Source organism: Cellulomonas marina (assembly GCF_900111925.1).
Taxonomy (GTDB): Bacteria; Actinomycetota; Actinomycetes; order Actinomycetales; family Cellulomonadaceae; genus Cellulomonas; species Cellulomonas marina.
Map to the genome: position 1 here is coordinate 204697 of NZ_FOKA01000007.1, position 15360 is coordinate 220056.

11 protein-coding genes are annotated in these 15360 nt (G+C 76.4%); 8 read left to right on the forward strand and 3 right to left on the reverse strand.

What is annotated here, in order from left to right; translation table 11 throughout:
* The first annotated feature begins 109 nt into the window (after nucleotides 1-109).
* The 8 genes from BM048_RS09695 to BM048_RS09730 all read left to right on the forward strand — a co-directional run bounded on the left by BM048_RS09695 (nucleotide 110) and on the right by BM048_RS09730 (nucleotide 11874).
* Nucleotides 110-766, forward strand: coding sequence for an NUDIX hydrolase (locus BM048_RS09695; protein WP_090032705.1), 657 nt, complete (start codon nucleotides 110-112; stop codon nucleotides 764-766).
* A complete protein-coding gene (locus tag BM048_RS18175; protein ID WP_090032707.1) occupies nucleotides 763-3276 on the forward strand; it encodes a DUF6049 family protein in 2514 nt (837 codons plus the stop codon). The genes BM048_RS09695 and BM048_RS18175 overlap by 4 nt, the downstream gene beginning before the upstream one ends.
* A complete protein-coding gene (murJ, locus tag BM048_RS09705; RefSeq protein WP_239078760.1) occupies nucleotides 3273-4967 on the forward strand; it encodes a murein biosynthesis integral membrane protein MurJ in 1695 nt (564 codons plus the stop codon). The genes BM048_RS18175 and murJ overlap by 4 nt, the downstream gene beginning before the upstream one ends.
* A 70-nt stretch (nucleotides 4968-5037) precedes the next feature.
* Entirely contained in the window at nucleotides 5038-7752 is a 2715-nt protein-coding gene (locus BM048_RS09710; RefSeq protein ID WP_090032709.1) for a protein kinase family protein, read from the forward strand.
* A 293-nt stretch (nucleotides 7753-8045) separates the two neighbouring features.
* Entirely contained in the window at nucleotides 8046-9044 is a 999-nt protein-coding gene (gene trxB / locus BM048_RS09715) for a thioredoxin-disulfide reductase (RefSeq protein ID WP_090032779.1), read from the forward strand.
* Nucleotides 9041-9394 carry a thioredoxin gene (gene trxA / locus BM048_RS09720; RefSeq protein ID WP_090032712.1) on the forward strand — a complete coding sequence of 118 codons (354 nt, stop codon included), beginning with the start codon at nucleotides 9041-9043 and terminating at the stop codon, nucleotides 9392-9394. Before trxB ends, trxA begins: the two co-directional genes overlap by 4 nt.
* Nucleotides 9395-9418: 24 nt before the next feature.
* Nucleotides 9419-10762: an aminotransferase-like domain-containing protein gene (locus BM048_RS09725; RefSeq protein ID WP_090032713.1), complete on the forward strand. Its 1344-nt coding sequence runs from the start codon at nucleotides 9419-9421 to the stop codon at nucleotides 10760-10762.
* Nucleotides 10763-10896: 134 nt separating this feature from the next.
* Nucleotides 10897-11874: a D-alanine--D-alanine ligase family protein gene (locus BM048_RS09730; RefSeq protein ID WP_090032715.1), complete on the forward strand. Its 978-nt coding sequence runs from the start codon at nucleotides 10897-10899 to the stop codon at nucleotides 11872-11874.
* Between the two features lie 3 nt (nucleotides 11875-11877).
* Here the strand turns inward: BM048_RS09730 and BM048_RS09735 are convergent, their stop codons facing one another.
* The 3 genes from BM048_RS09735 to BM048_RS09745 form a co-directional block, all read right to left on the reverse strand.
* Nucleotides 11878-13209, reverse strand: coding sequence for a ParB/RepB/Spo0J family partition protein (locus BM048_RS09735; protein WP_090032716.1), 1332 nt, complete (start codon nucleotides 13207-13209; stop codon nucleotides 11878-11880).
* Complete coding sequence (locus BM048_RS09740; protein ID WP_090032781.1) at nucleotides 13206-14138, reverse strand: ParA family protein; 933 nt, start codon at nucleotides 14136-14138, stop codon at nucleotides 13206-13208. Before BM048_RS09740 ends, BM048_RS09735 begins: the two co-directional genes overlap by 4 nt.
* A gap of 970 nt (nucleotides 14139-15108) precedes the next feature.
* A partial coding sequence (locus BM048_RS09745) for a transposase (RefSeq protein WP_175499456.1) occupies nucleotides 15109-15360 on the reverse strand: 252 nt, incomplete at its 5' end.

The window sequence follows — 15360 nt, forward strand, 5'->3', positions numbered from 1 at the left end:
CGGCTGCTCGTGCGCGGGGTCGGCGGGCTGCTCGTGCGGGGGCTCGGAGGGCTGGGGCACGGGGTCCAAGCCTGCCAGACCGCGCAGGGGGAGCGTTTACAGTGGCCGCATGCCCAGCGCCGCCCTGCCCCCGGTGCCCCGGGGTGTGCCCGGCGGCCGCTCGGGCGGCCCGCCCGGGGCTGCGGGCGGTGGCCTGCCCGGGCTGCCGGGCGTGCGCGGCGGCGCCCCTCCGGCTCCGGCGGGACGTCTTCCCGTCCCCGCCCCGCCGGGCGGGCACGCCCTGCGGATCGACCCGAGCGTCCCGCCCCGCCGGACGACCCCGCTGCCGGTGGTCGACGAGACGTCGGCCGGCGGCCTCGTCGTCACGCGCGAGGGCGGCGTGCACCTGGCAGCCGTCATCGCACGGCGCAACCGTGCCGGACGCCTCGAGTGGTGCCTGCCCAAGGGGCACCTCGAGGGCGACGAGACGCCCGAGCAGGCGGCAGTCCGCGAGATCGCCGAGGAGACGGGGATCGACGGCCGGATCCTGCGGCGGCTGGGCGTCATCGACTACTGGTTCAGCGGCGACGACCGCCGCGTGCACAAGGTCGTGCACCACTTCCTGCTCGGCGCGGTCGGGGGCGAGCTCACGGTCGAGGGCGACCCGGACGGCGAGGCCGAGGACGTCGCGTGGATCGCGGTGGCCTCGCTGCACGAGCGGCTGGCCTACCCCAACGAGCGACGGCTGGCGCAGGCGGCGCTCGCGCTGCTCGACCGCACCCCGTGACGGCGACCGGCGCGCGGGTCGCACCGGCACGCGTGCCTCCCGGCGGGACCGACGGGCGCCGGCGGGTCCGGACGGGTCTGCTCGCCGCCCTGGTGCTCGCCCTGCTCGGCGTGCTCGTCGTGCCCGCCGCCGGCCCGGCCGCGGCCGCGGGCGCGGGCGCGCTGCCCGTGACGGTCGCCGTCACGTCCGTCGAGCCGGCGGTCCTGCGCCCCGACGTCGACCTCGTCGTCACGGCCTCCGTCCGCAACGACGGGGACGAGGAGGTATCGGCGCCGCAGGTGTCCCTGCTGCTCAGCCGCTTCCGGCTGGGGGCGCGCAGCGAGGTGGCGGCGTGGGCCGACGCCGGCCCGGACGACGCCGCCGGCAGCCGCGTCGTCGCCGTGCCGCTGGCGGGGCCGCTCCCGCCCGGCGGGTCCGCGGACGTCACGCTCACCCTGCCCGCCGAGGACGTGCGCCTGCTCGACCTGCCCGACGTGTGGGGCCCTCGCGGGCTGGCGGTCGAGGTGACCGTGGGCCGCAGCCGGCTGGGGCTGGCCCGCACCTACGTGCTCTGGCAGCCGGACGGGGAGGTCGCCCGCGCGCGCGTCGCCGTCGTCGTCCCCGTGGTCGGGCCGGCCGCGGTCGCCGACGGGGCGGCGCCCGGCACGGGGGGCGACCCGGCGTCCGGGTCGGAGGACGAGGCACAGCCCGACAGCACGCCCGACGCCATGTCCGGCACGCAGCCCGAGGCAGGTCCTGGAGCCGACCCCGACGCAGGGCACGGCGCGGAGACCGGCACGGAGACCGGCAACCAGACCGGCACGGAGACCGGCACGGAGACCGGCGACAACCCCGGAGCAGGAACCGAGGCCGGACCAGACGCCGACGGGGTGGCGGCTGCGGCGACGGACGACCTGGAGGCGCTCACCGCGCCCGAGGGACGGCTCGGGCGGTTGCTCGCCGCCACCGCCGGCCAGGACGCGGTGACGTGGGCGGTGGACCCCGCCCTCGTGGCCGGTGCCGCCGCGGGCGGTCCGCTGGCACGGGCGTGGGCGACGACGGCGCTCGACGGGCCGGCAGCCGACGGCTGGGCGCTGCCCTGGGGCGACCCCGACGCCGCGGCGCTCGCGCACGCGGCCCGCGGCGGGCTGCTCGGCGTCGCCACGGCCCTGGGCGCGGAGGCCGCGGCGACGACCGGTGCCGGCGGGGCGGGCGACGTGGTCTGGACGGCCGGCGCGGCCGACGACGCCACGGTCGCGGCCGCCGCCGCGGCGGGTGCGGACGTGCTCGTGGTCGACGACCCCGGCGCCGCGACCGCCGGCGGCCTGGCGACCGCGACGACCGCGCAGGGCGACCTCGTCGTCGCCACGCCGGACCCGCTGCTGACGGCGCTGCTCGTCGAGGGCCGCGCGCCGGACGGCGCGGCCGAGGTCGCGGGGAGCACGGGCACTGGCCCGACCCCGACCCCGACCCCGAGCACGAGCACGAGCACGAGCACGATCGTGGGCACGGACGACGAGGACGCGGCGGCGGGCGCGCCCGCGACGACCGCCACCGCCCGCCAGCGCCTGCTGGCCGAGACAGCCGTGGCCGCGCGGACGGCGGCCGGGGACCGGCTGCTGATCGCCCCCGGTCGGGACTGGGAGCCCCAGGAGGAGCGCACGGCGGTCCTCCTGGCGGCCCTGGCGGACGCCCCGTGGGTGACGACGACGGACCTCGCCGGGCTCGTGGCCGGCGGGGACGACAGCCCTGCCGCCGACCTGCCAGGCCGCGTCGTCGACGAGGACGAGACCGACCCCGACGACGTCCGCGCCCTCGCCGACGCGCGGGCGGCCGCCCGCTCGTTCGCCGCCGTCGCGAGCGATCCCGACGCGCTCCTCGCGGGCGTCGACGCGACCACGCTGCTCCCGCTCTCGGTCGCGTGGCGCGCCGACCCCGCCGGTCGCGACGCCGCGGTCGCCGCCGCGCTGGAGGCCCTGCGGGGGCGGGCCGCGGGGCTGTCCGTCGCGCCCGTCAGCACGGTGAACGTCGTGTCCGCGCAGTCCGAGCTGCGGCTGTCGGTGCGCAGCGCGCTGCCGGCCGACGCCACCGTGCGGCTGCGCGTCGACCCCGACCGGGCCTGCCTCGCCGCCGACCGGTCGCCCACCGTGACCGTGCCCGCCGGCGCGGAGGTCGCCGTGCCGGTGCACCTCGTCGCCACGGCCAACTGCGACGTCACCGTGCGCGTCTCGCTGACGACCGCCGACGGCATCCCTGTCGGCGAGCCGGTGGCCTTCGAGGCCCGGGTCTCGCCGACCATCGAGAGCGTCGGCGTGGTGGTGGTCGGCGCGCTGCTGGCCGTGTTCCTCGTCGTCGGGATCGTCCGGACCGTGCGGCGCGGGCAGAGCTCGACGCGTGGCGCCGGCTCCGGCGCGGAACCGGGGTCGCTCGGCGTCCTCGGCGGCCGCGGCACGGACACCGGCGCGCACCCCGTCGTCCCGGACCCCTCGACGACCGACGACGTGCCCGCCGACCGGGGCACCCGGCCGTGACCGGCGCGACCACCGCCACGGGCGCCGGTGGCGGCGGCGTCCGCCGGGGCGCGGCCCTCATGGCGTCGGGCACCGCGGTGTCCCGCGTGCTGGGCCTCCTGCGCGGCATGGTGCTCGTCGCCGCCATCGGAGCCACGGGCCAGGCCGCCGACGCCTTCGCCGTCGCCAACAAGCTGCCCAACGTCCTGTACATGGTGCTGGCCGGCGGGCTGCTCAACGCCGTGCTCGTGCCGCAGGTGGTGCGCGCGTACCGGCGCGGCGCCGGCCAGGAGTACGTCGACCGCCTCCTGACCCTGGGGTTCGTCGTGCTGGCGGGGCTGACGGTGCTGCTGACCCTCGCCGCGCCGCTGCTCGTCACCCTCTACGCCGACGACGCCGCCGGCCCGCGCCGGGCGCTGGCCGTCGCGTTCGCCACCTGGTGCGTGCCGCAGCTGTTCTTCTACGGCGTCTACGCCCTGCTGGGGCAGGTCCTCAACGCGCGCGGGTCCTTCGGGCCGTACATGTGGGCGCCGGTGGTCAACAACGTCGTGGCGATCGCCGGCTTCGGCGTCTTCATCGCCGTGTTCGGCGGCGCCGGGGGCGACGGCGCGGGAGCGGGCGGCGGCCTGCAGGACGCGTCGACGTGGTCCTCGTCGACGGTCGCCGTGCTGGCCGCCGCCGCGACGCTCGGCGTCGTCGCCCAGGCCGCCGTGCTCGTGCCCTCGCTGCGGCGCGCCGGCGTGCGGTACCGGCCGCGGCTGGACCTGCGGGGGTCCGGGCTGGGACGGGCCGGGACCGTGGTCGGCTGGACCTTCGCGGGCCTCGTCGTCGGGCAGCTCGCGTACGTGGTCGTCTCCCGCGTGGCGTGGGACGCGCCCGCCGCCGCGGGGACGGTCCAGGGCGTCGCGGGCAACGCCGCCTACGACTACGGCTTCCTCGTGTTCATGCTGCCGCACTCGCTCGTCACGGTGTCGCTGGCGACGGCGCTGTTCACGCGCCTCGCCGCCCAGGCGCACGACGAGGACCTGCCCGCCGTGCGCGGCACGCTGTCCCTGGGGCTGCGCGTCGTCGGGCTGTTCACGGTCCTGGCCGCCGCCGTGGTGCTGGTCCTCGCGGTGCCCGTCACGCGCCTCGTCCTCGTCACGGGGGCGGCGGCGGACGTCCCGGCCGTCGCCGGCGTGGTGACGGCGATGGTCGTCGGGCTGCCGGCCTTCGGTGCGTGGTCGATGGCCCAGCGCGTGTACTACGCGTACGAGGACGCGCGGGGCCTGCTGCCGGTGCAGGTGGCCATGGCCGTGGTGGTCGCCGGTGGCGCGCTGCTGGGCCGCGCGGTGCTCCCCCCCTCGTCGTGGGTCGCGGGCGCCGGCGTCGCCATGTCGGTGTCCTACGTGCTGGGCGCCCTCGTCGCGCTCGTGCGGCTGCGCGGGCGGCTGCGCCGCCTGGACGGACGGCGCGTGCTCCGGACGCACGTGCAGGCGGTCGTCGCCGCGCTCGTCGCCGCGGGGCTCGGTCTCGCCGTGCTGCGCGGGCTCGAGGCGCTGCTGGCGGACACCGTCGGCGCGCGCCTGCTCGAGTGCGTCGTCGTCGGCACGGTGATGGGGCTGGTCTACCTCGGCGGGCTGCGGCTCATGCACGTCGCGGAGCTGGAGGTGCTGCTGGGACCGGCGGCCCGGGTGCTGCGCCGCCTGCTCGCGCGGGGCCGACGACGCTGACGGCCCGTAGCATGCCCGTACCCCGCCGGCACCGCTCCGCCGGCACCCGCACGACCGGACGGAGGGCGTCGTGACCGAGGCCGTGGGCCCCCTGCGCGTGGAGCCGGGGACGCTGCTGGCCGGCCGCTACGCGCTCGACCGACCCGTGGGCAGCGACGTGGCGGGGACGCGTGCCTGGGCCGCCACCGACCGGATCCTCGACCGTCCGGTGCGCGTGCTGCTCCTGGCGGACGGGCCGGTCGCGCGTGCGCTGGACGCCGCCCGGCGCGCGGCCCTCGTCCCCGACCCGCGGCTGGCCCGCGTGCTCGACGTCGGTCAGGCCGCGGACGTCGGCGGGTACGTCGTCGGCGAGCGCGTGGACGGCCCGACCCTCGCCGACCTGACCGCGCGGGGGCCGCTGACGGGTCCGCAGGCGCGCGCCCTCGTCGGGGAGGCCGCGAGCGCGCTGGAGGCCGCACGCCACCGCGGCGTGCACCACCTCGCCCTGCGCCCCTCGGTGCTGCACGTGACGACGACCGGCCGGGTGCTGCTCACCGGCCTGGCCCTCGACGGGGTGCTCCTCGACCAGCCCGACGGCGACGCCCGTGCGACCGCCCGCGCCGACGCGGTCGGCCTCGTCCGCCTGCTCTACACCGCCCTGACCGGCCGCTGGCCCGGCGACGAGGCGTCGGCGGGAGGGCTGCCGCCGGCCCCGCTGGTGGAGGGCCGGCCCGTGCCGCCCGCCGACCTCGTCCCCGACGTGCCGAACGACCTGGACACCCTGTGCGCGGTCACCCTGGGACCGCACGACGACGGCCCGTGGACGCCCGCCGAGCTCGTGCGCGACCTGGAGCCGTGGGGCGAGATCCGTGCCACGGCGCTCGGCCCCACGGGCGGCCCCGCCCTGGTCGGCCCCGCCACGGGCAGCGTCCCCGTCGTCGCGCCGCCCCCGCCCGGGGCGCCCCAGTGGTCGTCCGTGCGGAGCTGGTCGGACGTGCTCGCGCCGGCGGACGAGGCGGCCGCCGGCTCGCCGGTGCTGGCGTGGGCCCCCGTGGCGGCCCCCGGCACGACCCCGGCCGCGGACGCCGACGACGACGCACCCGACGACGCACCCGACGAGGACGTGACGGACGAGCACGTGACGGACGACGAGGCGCACGGCGACGCGATCGACCACGCGGTGGACGACGCGATGGACGACGCGATGGACGACGCGGTGGACGACACGGTGCGCGAGGACGTGACGGACGACGGCGTGGCCGACGACGACGAGCCCGGGGGCGACGAGCGCGGGGGCGACGAGCTGCGGGACCACGGGGGCCCGACCGACGGGGGCCCGACCGACGGAGCCGCCGACGAGCAGCCGTCCGACGACGAGCCCGTCGACGGGCGCCCCTTCGGTGCCGGGACCCCCGAGCCCGGGGACGACGGCACGCCCGACGCGTCCCCGGCCGGTCCCGTCTCCGCTCCCGTCCGCCGGACCTCGGTCCGCGAGGTCGTCCAGGCGCGCCCGTCGCTGCGCCCCGGCACCCCGCCACCCGCGTTCCCACCCGCACGACTGCGGCACCGGGGGCACCGGCCCAGCGGCGGCGGCTCGACCGCCGCCGGCGCAGCCGCCTTCGGGGCCGGTGCTGCCGGTGCCGCCGCGGTCGCAGCCGCCGCCGCGCGCCGCCCGGACGGGCCGGACGGGACGACCGCGGACCCGAGGTCGGAGGCGGTCGAGCAGGCCGCGGTCCCGCACGCCTCGGTCCTGCCGGACCCCTACGGCCCGGCCGCCTCGGCCCCGACGCCGCCCACGGGCACCCCCATGGCAGCCGGGACCTCCGGGGAGCAGCCGACCGTCGGTACCCGTCCCGGCCACGACGAGCCGCCCGCCACGACCGGCTCGGTCGCCCTCGGGGACGGCGTCCTCGACGTCGGCCCGGGTGCGGTCGGAGACCCGGTGACCGTCTCCACCCCGAGGCGCATCCCGCTGATCGCCCGCACGGGCGTCCCGTCGAGCGGGACGACCACCACGCCGCCCGCGGCGACGAGCGAGCCCCCGGTCACGGGCGCGGGCACGGGCACCGACCCCGTCGCCGCAGCCGCGGCCGCACCCTCCGCCCCGGACCCCGTCGACGAGGAGTGGGACGTCATCGGCGTCATCGCCGACGACGACGAGCCCCGCCGACGCGGTCTCGACGGCGGGGTCGTCGCCCTCCTGCTCGTCCTCGTCCTCGTCGTCGCCGGGGTGGCCGTGGCCACCCGGTCGCTGCTCGCGCCCGTGACCGCCGACCCCGCGCCGACGACGAGCGACCCCGCCGCGGCCGCGGAGCCCACGGCACCGGAGGGGGAGCCGGCGGCTTCCGCGCCCGAGGCACCACCCCCGCCCGCCCCGCCCGCGATCGCCGGCCTCACCTCCATCGACCCGACCGACCCCGCCGGCGAGCACCCGGAGGCGGTGGCCGCCGCCCTCGACGGCGACCCGGCGACGGCCTGGTACACCTACACGTACCGCACCTCCGCCCTCGGCGGCCTCAAGGCCGGGGTCGGCCTCGCCGTCACGCTCGCCCAGCCGGCCACGGTCACCACGGTGACCCTGCGCGTCAACGGCCCGGGCGGCACCTCCGTGGAGCTGCGGTCGACGGACGCCGCCAACCCGACCGCCGGGGACGTCCTCGCGTCCGGGACGGTCGGGCCCGAGACGGTGCTGACGCTCGCGACCCCGACGGAGACGGCGTCGCTCGTCCTGTGGTTCCCGGCGGTCCCGCCCGCACCGGACGGCGACCGCTTCCGCCTCGAGGTCGCCGAGCTCGCGGTCTCCTGACCGCCGGCGCCGTCCCACCCGGTCCTCGCGCCGCACCTGTGGCGACCGGTCCCCGAGGGGACGTGGGCGTCCCGGGCCGCGGAACAACCGCCGACTACGATCCGTTGAGCGCCTCAGCACGCCACCCCCGATCACCGGAGCACCCCGTGACCTCGTTCCCCGCCAACCTCGCCGCGACGTCCGCCCTCGACGGCCTCCTGGCCGGCACGCAGGCCGGCACGCAGGACGGCACGTCGGACAGCACGCAGGACACCTCCACGGACGCGACCACCGCCGCCACCCCCGAGGACGACGTGCGCGACCTCGTCATCGTCGGGTCCGGCCCCGCGGGGTACACCGCGGCGATCTACGCCGCGCGCGCCGGCCTGCGCCCGGTCGTCGTCGCCGGCTCCATCAGCGCGGGCGGCTGGCTCATGCAGACCACCGAGGTCGAGAACTTCCCGGGCTTCCCCGAGGGCGTGCAGGGCCCGGACCTCATGGAGAACATGCGCGCCCAGGCCGAGCGCTTCGGCGCCGAGATCATCTGGGACGACGCGACGGAGCTCGAGCTGACGGGCGACGTCAAGCGCATCGTGACCGGCGGCGGCGAGGAGTACCGCGCGCGCGCCGTCATCCTCAGCACGGGCTCGGCCTACCGCCGGCTCGGGCTCGAGGAGGAGGACCGCTTCTCCGGGCGGGGCGTCTCGTGGTGCGCCACCTGCGACGGGTTCTTCTTCCGTGATCAGGACGTCGTGGTCGTCGGTGGCGGCGACTCCGCCGTCGAGGAGGCCACCTTCCTCACGCGGTTCGCCCGCAGCGTCCTCATGGTGCACCGCCGCGACGCGCTGCGGGCGTCGAAGATCATGCAGGACCGCGCGTTCGCGGACCCGAAGATCTCGTTCGCCTGGAACAGCGAGGTCGTCGCCGTGCAGGGCGAGGACAAGGTGAGCGGCGTGACGCTGCGCGACGTCGCGACGGGCGAGACCCGCCAGGTCGACGCCACGGGCCTGTTCGTCGCCATCGGCCACCTGCCGCGCACCGACCTGCTCGTCGGCCAGGTGGATCTCGACGAGGAGGGCTACATCGCCGTCGAGGGCCGCACCACGAGGACCAACCTCCGGGGTGTCTTCGCCGCGGGTGACGTCGTGGACCACACCTACCGCCAGGCGATCACCGCGGCCGGCTCGGGCTGCGCCGCCGCGCTCGACGCCCAGCACTTCCTGGCCTCGCTCGCCGACGCGGCGCCCGGCGTCCCGGACCCGATGGTCACCACCTCGGTGCCGGTGCTCGTCGGGGAGGGCGCGGGGGCGTGACCGGCCCGGCGTCCCCCGTCGAGCCGGTCACGGACGCGACGTTCGAGGCCGCCGTGCTCGACGCGGACCTGCCCGTCGTCGTCGACTTCTGGGCGGCCTGGTGCAGCCCGTGCCGCGCGGTGGCGCCGGTGCTCGCCGAGCTGGCGCGCCAGTACGACGGCCGGGTACGGGTGGTGTCGGTGGACACCGACGCCAACCCGCGCGTCGTCGCCGACTACGGCATCGTCTCCATCCCGACGCTGCACGTCTTCCGCGACGGCGAGCTCGTCGACACCGTCGTCGGCGCGCGGCCGAAGGCGGACCTGGCGCGGCACTTCGAGGCGGCGGCGGGCGGCTCGGCCGCGTCCTGAGCAGCGCGTGCGACACTGGCGCGCATGACCTCCTCGCCCGTGCCCACGCGTCAGACGTCGGGCCAGCCCCCCACGTCCGCCGCCGCCGGCACGCGCCTGGACCCCTGGTTCGGCTCCTACGCCGAGCGCACCCACGGCATGCGCGCCTCGGAGATCCGTGCGCTGTTCGCCGTCGCCAACCGGCCCGAGGTCGTCTCGCTCGCCGGCGGGATGCCGTTCCTGCAGGGGCTGCCCCTGGACACGCTGGCCGAGCTCGCGCAGCAGGTCGTCGCCACGCGCGGCCTGACGGCGCTGCAGTACGGCTCGGGCCAGGGCGACGAGACGCTGCGGGAGCAGGTCCTCGAGGTCATGCGCCTCGAGGGGATCGAGGCGCACCCCGACGACGTCGTCGTCACCACCGGGTCGCAGCAGGCCCTCGACCTCGTCACGCGCGTCTTCATCGACCCGGGCGACGTCGTCGTCGCCGAGGCGCCGTCCTACGTCGGCGCGCTGGGTGTCTTCCGCGCGTACCAGGCGGAGGTCGTGCACGTGCCGCTCGACGAGGACGGCCTCGTCCCCGAGCTGCTCGAGGAGACCCTGACCCGCCTCGAGGCCGCGGGCCGCCGGGTCAAGTTCCTCTACCTCGTGCCGAACTTCCACAACCCCGCGGGCGTCTCCATCTCCCTCGAGCGCCGCCCGCGCATCCTCGAGATCGCCCGCCGGCACCACGTCCTCGTCCTCGAGGACAATCCCTACGGCTTGTTGTCCTTCGACGGCGACGTGCTCCCCGCGCTGCGCTCCTGGGACGACGAGGGCGTCATCTACCTCGGGTCGTTCTCGAAGACGTTCGCCCCCGGGTACCGGGTCGGCTGGGCCGTCGCGCCGCACGCCGTCCGCGAGAAGCTGGTCCTGGCCAGCGAGTCGGCCATCCTCTGCCCCTCCAACGCCTCGCAGCTGGCCATCAGCACGTACCTGGCCAACCACGACTGGAAGGGCCAGATCAAGGTCTACCGGGAGCAGTACCGGGAGCGGCGGGACGCCACGATCTCCGCCCTCGCCGAGTACCTGCCCGACGCGAGCTGGACCGTCCCCACCGGCGGCTTCTACACGTGGGTGAAGCTGCCCGAGGGCCTGGACGCGCGCGACATGCTCCCGCGGGCCGTCACGGCGCGGGTGGCCTACGTGCCGGGCACGGCGTTCTACTTCGACGGCCAGGGCGCGGACCACATGCGGCTGTCGTACTGCTTCCCGACGCCGGAGCGCATCCGGGAGGGCGTACGCCGCCTGGCGGGCGTCGTGTCGGGGGAGGCCGAGCTCGTCGAGCTGTTCGGCACCTCCCGCGGCCCCGCCGACGACGAGGTGCAGGCGCCCGCGCCCGACGTGTCCTGACCCGGCGGCGCGGTCCCGCGTCCGCCGACGATGACGTCGTCCCGGTCGCGCCCCCGGCCCCCGCGGCACTGCAGCCGCCCATCCGCCCCCAGCCCCTGGTCCGCCCGGACCACCGACCGACCGGAGCCCGCACCGTGCCCCTCGCCCCGTCCCCGCGCGTCGCCGTCCTCGCCGGCGGGCTGTCCCACGAGCGCGACGTGTCCCTGCGGTCGGGCCGCCGCGTCGCGGAGGCGCTGCGCAGCGCCGGCGTCGAGGTCTCCGTGCACGACGTCGACCAGCGCCTGCTGCCGACGCTGGCGTCCATCGGGCCGGACCTCGTCTGGCCGCTGCTGCACGGCGCCGGCGGCGAGGACGGGTCGATCCGGGACGTGCTGGCCCTCGCCGGTCACCGCGTGCTGGGCACGGGACCGCGCGCGAGCCGGGTCGCCTGGTCCAAGCCCATCGCCAAGACGGCCGTGTCGCGCGCCGGCCTCGCGACCCCCGAGTTCGTGACGCTCCCGCAGTCGCTGTTCCGGGAGCTCGGGGCCGGGCAGGTGCTCGACGCCATCGCCGGCCGCCTGGGCCTGCCCGTGGTGGTCAAGCCCTCGCAGGGTGGGTCGGCGCTCGGCGTCACCCTCGTCGACGACGCCACCGGCCTCCCGCACGCGATGGTGGACTGCTTCTCCTACGCCGGCACCGCCCTGGTCGAGCGGGCGGTGCAGGGCACGGAGATCGCGGTCAGCGTGGTGGACACGGGCGACGGGCCCGTCGCGCTGCCGGCCGTCGAGATCGTCACCGACGGCCCCTACGACTACGACGCCCGGTACAACCCCGGTCGCACCGAGTACTTCACGCCCGCCCGGCTCGACGAGGACCTGGCCGCCCGCGTGGGCGCCGCGGCGGTCCTGGCTCACCGCGAGCTCGGTCTGCGGCGCCTGTCCCGGACGGACCTCGTCGTCGACGAGGACGGGACCGTCTGGTTCCTCGAGGTCAACGTCGCTCCCGGCATGACCGAGACCTCGCTGCTCCCGCAGGCGGCGGAGGCAGCGGGGCACCAGCTCTCCGACTTGTACGCGGCTCTCGTCCGGGCGGAGCTGGCGGCAGGCGTGCCCGCCGACGACGGGCACGCCTGACCGTCAGACGGCGGCGAGCCCCGGGTCGTCGGGAGCCAGGCTCGCGAGGATGCGGTTGAGGTCGTCCACGGAGGCGAACTCCACGGTGAGCTTGCCGCGCGACCGGCCGAGGCTGACCTTGACGCGCGTGTCGAACCGGTCGGACAGGCGTCCGGCCAGGTCGTCGAGCGCAGGCGTCACCAGCTCCCCCCGCGGACGCAGCTGACGCAGCGGCGCGCGGTCCTCGTCGCCGCCCAGAGCCACGATCTCCTCCACCGCGCGCACCGACAGGCCTTCGGCGACGATCCGCTGCGCCAACCGCTCGATGGCCGCGCCGTCCGCGAGCCCGAGGAGCGCCCGGGCGTGACCGGCCGAGAGCACGCCGGCCGCGACGCGCCGCTGCACGGTGGCGGGCAGGCGCAGCAGGCGCAGCGTGTTGGAGATCTGCGGTCGCGAGCGCTGGATGCGGGCGGCGAGCTCGTCGTGCGTGCACCCGAAGTCCTGGAGGAGCTGCTGGTACGCAGCCGCCTCCTCGAGCGGGTTGAGGTCGGAGCGGTGGAGGTTCTCCAGCAGCGCGTCACGCAGGAGGTCCGCGTCCTCGGTGTCCCGGATGATGGCCGGCACGGACTCCAGGCCCGCCTCCTGCGACGCGCGCCAGCGTCGCTCGCCCATGATGAGCTCGTAGCCGTCGCCCGCCTGCCGCACGACCACCGGCTGCAGCACGCCGACCTCGCGGATCGAGCCGACGAGCTCGGCCAGCGCGTCCTCGTCGAAGACGGCACGCGGCTGCTTCGGGTTGGGCCGGATCGCCGTCACCGGGAGCTCGGCGAAGCGCGCCCCGGGGACCTGCACGAGGCCGTCCGGCGTGGTGACCGTCGCGTCCGGCTGCACCCCGGACGACGCCTCCGCGCCGGCGTCGTCCGGGGTCACGTCTTCCTGGACGCCGTCCTCGACGTCGGTGTCCACGGCGTCGTCCGTCGCCGCGGCCTCGTCGAGGAGCTCGGCAGCCGTACCCGGCTCCTCCGCCGCCGCGCGAACATCCTCGGCTGCGGGCGTGGGCGCAGCGCCGCCTGCACGGCGCGCGGGCCGCTCCCGCGCCGCGGTGCTGCCCGCGTACGCCGGGACGGGGGCACGGCGTCGTCGGGCCGGCGCCTTCGTCGTGGTGGCCACGGCCGTCGTCGGGGGCTCGTCGGCCGACGGGACGTCCTCCGGCGTCGTCCGCGTCGTCCTCGCGGGACGCGCCTCGGGGAAGAACACGTCGACCGGCCGCTCCGGTGCACGCACCTCGGCCGCCTCCGCGCTCTGGGGGATCAGGGCCCCGAGGCCTCGACCCAGACCGCGCCGCTTGTCGTTCACCGTTCCTCCTGCCGGCGGGCGGACCCACCCTGGTCACCGTCGTGCTCGTCGTGCTGCTGCGTGCGGTCGCCGCGTCCGCGCTCGGCGATCTCGCGGGCCGCCTCGAGGTACGCCAGCGCGCCCGAGGAGCCGGGGTCGTACGTGATCACCGTCTGGCCGTGGCTCGGCGCCTCCGAGACGCGGACGGACCGGGGGACCGTCGTGCGGAGCGTCTGCACGGGGAAGTGCTCCCGCACCTCGTCGGCCACCTCCCGGGCGAGGTTCGTGCGTGCGTCGTACATCGTCAGGACGATCGTCGACAGGTGCAGGTCGGGGTTGAGGTGGGCGCGGATCATGTCCACGGTCTTGAGCAGCTGGCTCAGGCCCTCGAGCGCGTAGTACTCGCACTGGATCGGGATGAGGACCTCGCGCCCCACGACGAACGCGTTGACCGTCAGCAGACCCAGGCTCGGCGGGCAGTCGACCAGGACGTAGTCCAACCGCGGGAGGCCCTGCTCGTCCCGCCAGCCCAGGTAGGCGTCGAGCGCCCGCTTGAGCCGCGTCTCGCGCGCGACCAGTGACACCAGCTCGATCTCGGCACCCGACAGGTCGAGGGTGGCGGGCACGCACCAGAGGCCGGGCACGTGCGGCGACTCCTGCACGGCCTGGTGCATCGGGAGCCCGTCGACGAGCACCTCGTACACCGAGGCCGTCCCGGAGCGGTGGTCGACGCCGAGCGCGGTCGACGCGTTCCCCTGGGGATCGTTGTCGATGACGAGCACCTGCAGTCCCGACTGTGCCAGCGCCGCCGCCAGGTTGACCGCCGTCGTGGTCTTCCCGACCCCACCCTTCTGGTTGGCGATCGTCAGGACGCGCGTCTCCGGAGGCGCCGGGAAGCGCCGACCACGCAGCTCGATCCGCCGACGCGCATCCACCCGGAGCGCGGCCATCAGGGGAGTGTCCTCGTCGGCCGCCGGAAGGCTCTGCACCAGCGCTGCTCGGCGCAGCTCGTCCGACGTCTCCGTCGTCGCGCTCCCCCGGTCCACAGTCACGCGTCCACCCGTCCGTCGCCTCCTTGTCGCACGTCGCCGCGCGCCCGGTGCAGCCTAGCCGCGACCCCGCCACGCGAGCCGCACCCCTGTGGGCGCGCCGCTTGATCGACTCTGCGCGTCGCCTGATCGTCACCGGCGAGGCCGGCGAGGGCACCGCACGATATCCGCCCGCGGTCGTGCCGCTTGCGGTCCTGGTTCTGGTTCTGGCCGATCCTGGTCCTGGTGGTGCTCCTACTGTTAGGTCGGGCGTGCCGTGGGGCACCTGAGTACGTCGCGAGACCGTCCTGGCCACCAAACGGAGCATAAGTCTCCTGGCGCACGCCGCGTTTCACGTGAAACGCAACGCATTCCTCGTGCCTCGACCGTCGACTGCACAGCCGCGGACCACGTCTCCCGCGCGTATGGTGGAGCACGTACGTTCCCCGGCGGACGTCGGGTCCACAGCCTCGAACGGCCGCGCGCGGATCTCGCGCACGTTCGTCCGCCACGAACACAGATGGCGAGGCGACGCGTGGCGCTGTCGAGAGCGCCATACCGCAGGCCTGGGCCCATAACGCTGCGGTTCACGTGGAACAGATCTTCAGGCAACGCACGTACGCCCGCCGACGTCCGCGGGTTCGTCGTCGGCTCGGCCGGCGCCGCCGAACGAGTGCGTTTCACGTGAAACACCATGGCGCTCCGGCGTGGGCGCGTGACAGGTAACGCTTGTTCGGTGTTTCCGGGCGTACGACGGGTCCACGCCCGCAGTACAGCCGACACGCGGCTCCGGCTAACAACTCGCGAGCGACGTGGCTCACGCCCGCCATACAAGGCGTTCTGGTCAAGTCCTGGGTAGTGGTGTAGCGGTTCGGCGTGATCCTGGTGTTGTTCAGGCGGTCAGGGCCAGGGTGTTGTCGGTGGTGTTGATCTGCGGGTTCGGGTCGGGGAGGGCCTGGAGGCGGGCCTTGGCCAGGACGTCGAGGGCGAAGTAGCGGCGGCCTTCGGCCCATTCGTCGTGCTGTTCGGCTAGGACGGCGCCGACGAGCCGGGTGACGGCGTTGCGGTCGGGGAAGATGCCGACGACGTCGGTGCGGCGGCGGATCTCGCGGTTGAGCCGCTCGTTGGGGTTGTTGGACCAGAT